The sequence below is a fragment of the Actinomyces oris genome (assembly GCF_001937665.1).
Classification (GTDB): Bacteria; Actinomycetota; Actinomycetes; order Actinomycetales; family Actinomycetaceae; genus Actinomyces; species Actinomyces stomatis.
The window spans coordinates 61,312-70,127 of the sequence record NZ_MSKL01000004.1; the positions used below are offsets into that span (position 1 = coordinate 61,312).

Sequence of the window (8,816 nt, forward strand, 5' to 3'; positions counted from 1 at the left end):
ACTCAAGATGGCTGCATCACATGGAACCTCCGCATCGCCCGCCGTGCGCATTGAGGACGTCTCCAAGCGTTTCAGGATCTACCACCACCGCAACCAGTCCCTCAAGGGCGCCATTCTGCAGCGCAGCCGCGGCGTCTACGAGGACTTCTGGGCGCTCAAGGACATCACCTTCGACATCCCCGAGGGCAAGACCTTCGGGCTCATGGGGCACAACGGATCGGGCAAGTCCACCCTGCTCAAGTGCATCGCCAAGATCCTGGCCCCCGACTCCGGCTCCATCACCGCCCGTGGGCGCATGGCCGCCATGCTGGAGGTCGGATCCGGCTTCCACCCCGAGCTCTCCGGGCGGGAGAACATCTTCCTCAATGGCGCCATCCTGGGGATGAGCCGTAAGGAGATCGAGGCCAAGTTCGATGACATCGTTGACTTCTCCGGGGTCGGGGAGTTCATCGACCAGCCGGTGAAGAACTACTCCTCGGGCATGTACGTGCGTCTGGGCTTCTCCGTGTCCATCCACGTCGAGCCGGAGATCCTTCTGGTCGATGAGGTCCTGGCCGTCGGAGACATGGAGTTCCAGGAACGCTGCATGGACAAGTTCGCCGAGTTCCGCGAGGACGGCCGCACCGTCGTCGTCGTCTCCCACGGACTCGCCCAGATGCGCACCTTCTGCGACGAGGTTGCCTGGCTCGACCACGGCCGGCTCAAGGAGGTCGGAGCGGCCCCCGAGGTCATTGACAAGTACTCAGATATCACCCACGGCGCCAAGAAGGTCAAGGACGGACAAGGCACCCGCTTCGGCAGCGGGGAGGCTCAGATCACGCGGATCGAGCTGCTCGACCGCACGGGCAGGCCTGTGGGCTCCATGCGCACCGGGGACGAGGCCACCATCCGGCTGCACTACCGCTGCGAGGAGACGATCGAGAAGCCCGTCTTCGGCTGCTCCATCGACACCCGTGAGGGCATCTTCGCCTGGGGCCTGCACGGTCTCGACGACGGCTTCCAGCCCGAGACGATCGAGCCGGGAGAGGGGACCGTGGACGTCTCCATCCCCGCGATGATGCTGCGCCCGGGCGCCTACCTCATCTCCGGATCCATCCAGCCCTGGCAGCTCTCCAGCGTCATCGACGCCTACCAGAAGGCCACCTCATTCGACATCGTCCCCGGACCGCGCATGGAGTCCGGGGGCCTGGTGGCCCTGGGCGCTCACTACGAACGGATCTCCCCGTCGCGCCCCATGGTCACGGTTGCCAAGAAGGACTGAGGGCACCGGCGGGGCCGTCGCTCAGCGCCGCCGGATCCTCTTGACGTGCTGTGCCACGGTGCGGAAGAAGGGCTTGACCGTGGCCTCCAGATGGTCGATCTTCGCCTTGGCGTCGTGGAGCTGGACCAGGACCTGCCGGACCGAGAGATGCAGGTCGTACATGCCCTCATGAAGCTTCGCGATCTGGGCGTCCTGCTGCTTCAGCTGCTGCTCGAGCCGGTGGTAGTACTCCGCTGAGACCAGCATGAGTCCCAGGCCGGCCGGCTCGGCCGGACCGTCGGAGGAGCCTGCGGCTCCGTCGCCCTCGAGGGACAGCCGCGTGTAGCGGTCCCGAATGGCGAGGTTGTCGATGCGGTGACGGACGTCGTCGACGACGACGGAGTTGCCCATCGTCTCGTCGGTGGAGTCGCGGTGGTGCCAGTACGCCAGCGGCTCGCCGGCGATGAATCCCACCGGCGAGGTCGCCAGCAGACGGAGGTTGAAGTCCCAGTCGGCCTGGGTCAGCAGGTTGCCGTCCCAGTGACCGATGCGGTCGGCCACCTCGCGGCGAATGAGCTGGGAGATCGGCGGTACGTAGTTGGCCACCATCGTGTCGATGAGGGTCCAGCTCTCCTTGCCCGGTGCCAGCGCCTCTCGCTTGAGCTCGGTCAGGGCCTCGTTGGTGACGGTCTCGAAAATCAGGTCGCAGCTTGCCGCCACGGCACCGTGGCCGGGGTTCTCATCGAGGTGAGCCACGCATGCCGCCAGGAAGCCGGGCTCCCAGGAGTCGTCGTCGTCATGGATGGCGAAGAACTCGCAGGAGGAGACGGCCAAGCCGTCCTCCAGGGCGGCCTCGCGGCCATGGGAGGTCTCGTTGGTGACCACCTGGGTGCGCTCCCGCAGCCATTCGGGTGCGCTCGCCAGGGCCTGGTCCACCGCTTCGCCCTCGCCGGCGTCATTGACGATGACGAGCTCGAGGTCCTGGAAGGTCTGCGCTCCAACCGACTGGACCGCTCTGGTGAGCATCAGGGGACGATTCCGAGTCCGGGTCACCACGGTGACTCGTGGGGATCGTGCGGCTTGTCCAGCCATCTTCGGGGGTCCTCCTTGATCCGATGAGGGGTACGCGGCGTGCGTGGCGATTACTGCCGAAGGGGTCGGGGCGTTCCGACAACGTCCCAGTTATGCAACTGTAGCCGTTGGGTGCGGTCGGCGTAGTCGGTTGCCGCAATCAGTGGATTCTCGACGGGCGTCTCGCGCGGCCCCTCGAACGCTGACGCAGCTCGCGCGGTAGGCCGGCAACGGCCTGGGCGAGTCCTGTCATCACCGGGCCGCGCTGCGGTCCCCGCAGGGCCCGCACCACCGTGCGGGCCAGTGCCTGCATCACCACCGGGGCCGGGCTGTGCGCGGCGGCCGTCAGGATCCGGTTGCGGGTGTTGACCCGGATGAACATCGCTGAGCCAGTACCCGAGGAGGAGGCGTGCTCGTGGAGTACCACTGCCTCGCGCACGTAGACGACTCGCCAACCGCGCTCGCGCAGGCGCCAGGACAGGTCCGTGTCCTCGTAGTACATGAACAGGTCCTCGCGGAAGCCGCCCAGGGCCTGCCACGCCTCGCGTCGGATCGCGCAGGCGCCCCCGCACAGGCCGAAGACCTCACTGGGGGAGTGCTCCTGCCCGGCAGGCACCAGCCAGTCGCGGTCGTAGCCATTGCCGGAGGCGTCCACCTGGTTGCCCGTGGAGTTGACCAGGACCTCACCCTCGCCGCGGGCAGCGGCCTCGTCACTGACACGCGTCCACCTGCCGGTGCGTGGTGAGACGAGCGCGTCCTGCCGACCCTGAGCGGCGGGTCTCCAACGGCCGGCCAGCAGGATCCGTGCCGTCGCCGCTGCCGGAGCCGTTGCGGATGGCGGATCGCTCAAGGTCCTCAGGAGCGCCTCGAGGAAATCGGGCTCGGCCACCGCGTCATTGTTGAGCAGGACCAGGACATCCTCAACCATGCCCTGGGCACCGAGGTTGACTCCGGCGCCGAAGCCCAGGTTCTCGCTCGACTCGACCACCGTGAGCCCCTCCCGGCGAAGCCGCTCGACCGAGCCGTCGCCGGAGGCGTTGTCCACGATGACGAGCACGTCCCCGTCTCCCAGCTGCTCACGGATGGAGCGGGCCGCCCGGATCGTCAGCTCGGCCTGGCGCCAGTTGACGATGACGATGCGAGCTGAGGGACGCCTGACGGGCTGCGTCACACCGCACCCCCGATGAGGGCGTGGTAGACCTCCGTGTGCGCAGCGGCGCAGGCCTCCCAGGTGAAGGTCCGGGCGCGCTCGCGGCCGGCCGCGGCCAGCTCGTCGTGCTCCGGACCGACGGCCCGGGCGAGCCTGCCCGCGATCTCGTGCGGTGAGGCGGGGTCGGCCAGCAGGCCGGTCTCCCCGCACACCTCGGCCATGCAGGTCCCGGTGCTGGTGACGACGGGGGTCCCGTAGGCCATGGCCTCCAGGACCGGCAGACCGAAGCCCTCCCAGATGGAGGGGAAGCAGAAGGCGCGGGCGCCGCAGTAGGCGGCCGCCAGCTCGTCGTCATCGAGCCTGCCGGTGACGTGGACCCGATCCCCCAGCCGGGTCAGCAGCTCGCGCTCGGCGGCGTCGTCGCCCCACCCGGCCGGACCGACGAGGACCAGGTCGAGGTCGCCGGCGTCGTCGTGCTCCTCGATGAGGAGGGCGAAGGCCCGCAGCAGTCCCAGCAGGTTCTTGCGCGGCTCGCGCGTGCCCGTCCACAGGATGTAGTCGCGCGTGAGGCCCCGGGTGGCCCGGAAGTCCCCGATCTGCTCGTCGCTGACGGGACGAGTGCGCACCCCGTGCGGAATGACATAGAGGCGGGCGGCATCGATCCCCGCCGCGATGCAGTCGTCGGCAGTGGCCTGGGAAGGGACGATGATGGCGCTCGCCTCGGCGATGACGCGCTCCAGGGAACGGCTGAAGTAGGCGTTGCCGCGTGCGGTGAAGTGCTCGGGCGCGCGCAGGAAGGCCAGGTCGTGCACGGTGACGGCCAGCGGCAGCGAGGTGGGGGGCAGGGCCCAGGTCGTGGCGTGAATGAGCTGGGCGCCGGGCAGGATGGACTCGGCCCGTGGCAGTCCCAGGCGGTTCCAGGACTCGTACAGGGCGGCGCGCGGCAGGTGGGACGAGCGCATCGGCATGGGCGGCAGGCCCGTCTCCCTGGGCGACGGCGCCGCCTGGTGGCGGGCGGTGATTCCGGCCACGGGCACCTGCCGGGCGCGCAGGGCCCGGGACAGCTCGACGATGTAGGTGCCCGAGCCCCCGGGGACGGGCTGCCACAGCTGCTCCACCACCATGCCCACCCGCGGGCCGCGGGGACGAACAGGGCGGCGGGAGCCGTTGACATCGGACGTAGCCGTGCGGGAGTCGGAGGGGGAGGAAGGGACCGGGGAGTGCGCCGGGCGGGAATGATCTGCGCTCATGGGCTCAGAGTACGGGGTGGCCGCGCGCGGCGCGGTAGCCTGCCGTCATGAAGGTTCTTCTTGATGCGACGGCGATCCCGGCTGATCTCGGAGGTGTGGGGCGCTATGTCGATGACCTCGTGCCCGAGCTCATCGCCTCAGGCGTCAACCTGGCCATGGCCGTCCAGCAACGGGATGTGGCGCACTTCTCCGCCAAGGTGCCTCGTGCCCACCTCTTCCCGGTCCCGCAGTCCATGGAGTCGCGCGGCGCCCGAATGGCCTGGGAGCAGACGGGGCTGCCTGCCCTCATTCATCGGATCCGCCCCGATGTCCTGCACTCGCCTCACTACACTTTCCCGGCCCTGCACCAGGTGCCCGTGGTCGTCACCCTTCACGACGCCACGTTCTTCTCCCACCCGCAGGCGCACTCGCCCTTCAAGCAGAAGTTCTTCACCAGCGCCATCCGCCGGGCCGTGCGTCGGGCCGACGCGCTCGTCGTGCCCTCCAAGGCCACTCGCGACGAGACCATCAAGTACGTCGGCGGCAGCCCCGAGCGCTTCCACGTCGCCTACCACGGCGTGGACACCTCCATGTTCCATCCGGTCGACGACGCCGAACGGGCCCGCGTGGCCGCCTCCCTCGGCCTGGAGGGCAAGCGCTACATCGGTTTCCTGGGGACCCTCGAGCCCCGCAAGAACGTTCCCAACCTGGTGCGCGCCTGGAGGGCGGTCTTCCATGACTCCGACGACGCCCCGGCCCTGGTCCTGGCCGGAGGACCCGGCTGGGACGCGGACATCGAGCCCGCCCTGGCCGAGGTCCCCCCGAACCTGAACGTTCTGCGGCCCGGCTACCTGCCCCTGGAGGATCTGCCCGGGTTCCTGTCCGGATGCGAGATCCTGGCCTACCCCTCCATCGGCGAGGGCTTCGGCCTGCCGGTGCTTGAGGCCATGGCCTGCGGGGCCGCCGTCCTCACCACCCGCGAGCTGAGCCTGCCGGAGGTCGGTGGCGACGCCGTGGCCTACTGCGGCTCCGATGCTCAGGCCATTGCCCGGGCCCTCGTGGTCCTGGACGCCCAGCCCGAGCGGCGTCGGGCTCTGGGAGCCGCCGCCCTCCAGCGGGCCGCCGAGTTCACCTGGAAGGCCTCCGCCCAGGCGCACGTCGAGGCCTACCGCGCCGCCATGGCGCGCTGACGCCTCGTGCCCCTCGATTGACTCTCTTTCACTGCAGCGTGCTCGTGTAGGCTTCACTGGTAGGTCACTCCTATGTGGGACTTCGGCGAGACGACGCCTGGCGGGAAGGAAAAGACGGCCAGTGAACGAGAGCATGCCTCTGCAGACTGAGGGGACCTCCCTCCCATGTGCCGGGCGCGAAGAAGGGCAGACGCGCTGCCGCGTTCTCGTCACCGGTGCCAACGGACAGCTGGGGCGTGCGCTCATGGCGCTCCTGCCACAGGCGGGATTCCAGCCCACCGGCGTCGATCTGCCGGAGGTGGACATCTCTGACACGGCCGCCATGTCCGCCTGGGACTGGTCCGGCTACGACGTCATCATCAATGCCGCCGCCTGGACCAATGTGGACGGGGCGGAGACCCCTGAGGGCCGCCGTCTGTCCTGGCGAGCCAATACGGTGGGGCCGGTCAATCTGGCTCGGGCGGCCACCCAGCACGGCCTGACCCTGGTGCACATCTCCACCGAGTACACCTTCGACGGCGCCACACCGGTTCACACCGAGGAGGAGACCCCCTCGCCGCTGGGGGTCTATGGGCAGTCCAAGGCCGCAGGGGACGCCGCCGTCAGCGTCTGCCCCCGCCACTACCTGGTGCGCACCTCCTGGGTGGTGGGCGATGGGAAGAACTTCGTCAAGACGATGCTCTCCCTGGCTGAGCGCGGCATCGCGCCGAGTGTCGTGTCCGACCAGACCGGCCGCCTCACCTTCGCCTCCGACCTGGCCGCGGGGATCATCCACCTCATTTCCTCGGGCGCCGATTACGGCACCTACAACCTCTCCGGCGACGGTCCGATCCTCTCCTGGGCCGATATCGCCAAGCGGGTCTATGAGCGTGCCGGACACAGTCCCGACGAGGTCACGTCCGTCACCACCGAGGAGTACTACGCCGATCAGGAGGGGATCGCCCCGCGGCCGCTGAGCTCTGCCCTGGATCTTTCCAAGATCAAGGCCACGGGCTTCACCCCGGCCGACTCCTCGGAGCGCCTGGAGGCTTATCTTCGGGAGCTCCTGTAGGTTGAATCCGACCGGATTGCAATCCCTAGTCCCTGTTTCCCGTCGGAGATCAGCATGAGACGTGAGCTCGCAAAATACTTACGACTGCCGACTTCAGTCCGCTCTGCGACTTCAGTGGCGTCGCCGCGGCGATCGGCACTGATCGCTGGGCTTCTCCTATTCCTCATGCTGCTCACCGGGCTCGGGTGGGCGGTGTCCTCGCCAGTGCAGGGCTCTCCTGACGAGGACTATCACCTGGGTAGCATTTGGTGCCCGCGTCCGGCGGACGGGTCATGCAAGATGGATACGGTCAATGGTAAGCCAGTGGTCCGTGTCCCCATCGCGGTGGCCAGCGATGTCGTGGAATGCTATACCTTCAAATCGAGTATCTCTGCGGGGTGTGTGCCTGGATATCAGGACTCCGAGATAGGGTGGTCGGCGCGTTTTGACAACGGCGCCTACCCGGTTGGCTACTACCACTTTCATCACCTCTTCGTCGGGCATGACGTGCAGACCTCGGTACTGGTCATGCGCGGGGTCAATGTGCTGATCGCTGTCACTCTTCTGGGGGCAATCGGCTTCTGTGCTCCCCAGAGGTTGAAGCGACCGCTGATCGGGGCGGTCGCAGCCTCGTGGATCCCCATGGGGGTCTATTTCATCTCCTCCGTCAATCCCAGTTCATGGTCCATCTCAGGGCTGCTGGTGTATACCTCGGCGCTGTATCTGGCAACTCAGCAGGAAGGGCGTCCCCGCAGCATCCTGCTGCTCTGTGCCGTGACTGGTGCCGTCATGTGCCTGACATCTCGGTATGATGCGGCCTTCTTCCTTCTTATTGTTGGCCTCGCCCTGCTCTTCAGTGTGCGATGGACTCGTCGGAGATGGCCGGAGCTGAGCGTTCTTGTCGGGGCGGCTGTCGTCGGCTCCATTGTCTTCACATCATCGTCCCAGACGTCTAAAGTCGCCTACTTCTCCCGTGTCGCGAATTTGATGGATTCGGTTGTCGGGAAGTCCTTGTTGGTTCTTCTTGTTATCGGTCTTGCTCTGATTTTCGCTGTGCGACGGGCTCGGCGATGGTGGCGAGAGCTGTGTGTTGCTGCCGGAGTCGTTGTCTTCGTATTCTTCACCTTCATGTCGTCGTTGCAGGTGTCCAGGGTCTCTATCTTCTCCCGGCTTGAGGAGCCGGCTCATTCTGCTGCTGAACAGTCTTTCTTCGAGAAGCTGATCGTCGGGATAGAGACCGCACCGAAGTATCTTGGCGGGTTCTGGGGGCATGCGTGGAGCCCGGGTTGGTACGATGTTCCTTTGCAGATCCGCAGCCCCCATATGTTGACTATTATGGCGGCGGGAGCATTTGTGGCAGTGTCTCTTCGTCGTGGTGGGTGGCGCAAGTGGGCGGCTCTAGCGGTTCTTGTGGTGACGATGATCGGGCTCCCGGCGGTGTTCTACGCGAACGGTGCCATGAATCCTATCGAGGAGTACCAGGCCCGGTATCTCTTCCCGCTGCTGGCGCCCACCTTCTTCCTCATGCTGTCCATTGATCAGGATGAAAGGGAATGGTTCACGGCCCCGCAGGCCGTCTGGGTCTTCATCTGCGGGGCGGTCTGCCAGGCGATCAGCCTGCATACGCTGATCATGCGGTATGTTCACGGGAACAGGGAGCCCTGGGAGTTCAATCTCAACAAGGAGATCGAGTGGTGGTGGAACGTGCCCGTGCCACCGATGACGGTCTGGTTCCTCACGACATGCGTTGCCACCGCGGCATTGGGGATCGCTGCGGCGCTGCTGACGCGTACAGCCGATCAGCAGGAGTAGCCGGCTCTCCGGCGTCCTCGTCAGGAACGGGGTCGTGTAGTCGAGTCGACGCTGAAGGCTGCGGGCGGGCGGCACCAGCTGGTGCCGCCCGCCC

At 67.0% G+C, this 8,816-nt stretch carries 7 protein-coding genes; 4 read left to right on the top strand and 3 right to left on the bottom strand.

The window, feature by feature from the left end; genetic code table 11:
* Window positions 1–7 precede the first annotated feature (7 nt).
* Window positions 8–1,261 (top strand): ABC transporter ATP-binding protein, encoded by a 1,254-nt coding sequence (locus tag BKH28_RS01080; RefSeq protein ID WP_075417097.1) that lies wholly within the window; start codon window positions 8–10, stop codon window positions 1,259–1,261.
* 21 nt (window positions 1,262–1,282) lie between these two features.
* On the opposite strand, the gene BKH28_RS01085 is transcribed toward BKH28_RS01080, so the two are convergent.
* From BKH28_RS01085 to BKH28_RS01095, 3 genes are all read right to left on the bottom strand, one after another.
* Window positions 1,283–2,332 (bottom strand): glycosyltransferase family 2 protein, encoded by a 1,050-nt coding sequence (locus BKH28_RS01085; RefSeq protein ID WP_075417098.1) that lies wholly within the window; start codon window positions 2,330–2,332, stop codon window positions 1,283–1,285.
* A 139-nt stretch (window positions 2,333–2,471) separates the two neighbouring features.
* Window positions 2,472–3,482, bottom strand: coding sequence for a glycosyltransferase family 2 protein (locus tag BKH28_RS01090; protein WP_075417099.1), 1,011 nt, complete (start codon window positions 3,480–3,482; stop codon window positions 2,472–2,474).
* Window positions 3,479–4,591, bottom strand: a complete 1,113-nt coding sequence (locus tag BKH28_RS01095; protein WP_075417100.1) for a glycosyltransferase family 4 protein — start codon at window positions 4,589–4,591, stop codon at window positions 3,479–3,481. Before BKH28_RS01095 ends, BKH28_RS01090 begins: the two co-directional genes overlap by 4 nt.
* A gap of 167 nt (window positions 4,592–4,758) precedes the next feature.
* Between BKH28_RS01095 and BKH28_RS01100 the strand changes: the two genes are divergently transcribed.
* The 3 genes from BKH28_RS01100 to BKH28_RS01110 all read left to right on the top strand — a co-directional run bounded on the left by BKH28_RS01100 (window position 4,759) and on the right by BKH28_RS01110 (window position 8,722).
* On the top strand, window positions 4,759–5,880 hold the full coding sequence (locus tag BKH28_RS01100) for a glycosyltransferase family 4 protein (protein WP_075417101.1): 1,122 nt from the start codon (window positions 4,759–4,761) through the stop codon (window positions 5,878–5,880).
* Window positions 5,881–6,013: 133 nt separating this feature from the next.
* Entirely contained in the window at window positions 6,014–6,931 is a 918-nt protein-coding gene (locus BKH28_RS01105; RefSeq protein WP_430515694.1) for an SDR family oxidoreductase, read from the top strand.
* A 54-nt stretch (window positions 6,932–6,985) separates the two neighbouring features.
* Window positions 6,986–8,722: a DUF2142 domain-containing protein gene (locus tag BKH28_RS01110; protein WP_430515695.1), complete on the top strand. Its 1,737-nt coding sequence runs from the start codon at window positions 6,986–6,988 to the stop codon at window positions 8,720–8,722.
* The last annotated feature ends 94 nt before the right edge of the window (window positions 8,723–8,816 follow it).

Coding starts and splice junctions, on each gene's coding strand:
- BKH28_RS01080 (WP_075417097.1), top strand. CDS start 8: ATGGCTGCATCACATGGAACCTCCGCATCGCCCGCCGTGCGCATTGAG.
- BKH28_RS01085 (WP_075417098.1), bottom strand. CDS start 2,332: ATGGCTGGACAAGCCGCACGATCCCCACGAGTCACCGTGGTGACCCGG.
- BKH28_RS01100 (WP_075417101.1), top strand. CDS start 4,759: ATGAAGGTTCTTCTTGATGCGACGGCGATCCCGGCTGATCTCGGAGGT.
- BKH28_RS01105 (WP_430515694.1), top strand. CDS start 6,014: ATGCCTCTGCAGACTGAGGGGACCTCCCTCCCATGTGCCGGGCGCGAA.
- BKH28_RS01110 (WP_430515695.1), top strand. CDS start 6,986: ATGAGACGTGAGCTCGCAAAATACTTACGACTGCCGACTTCAGTCCGC.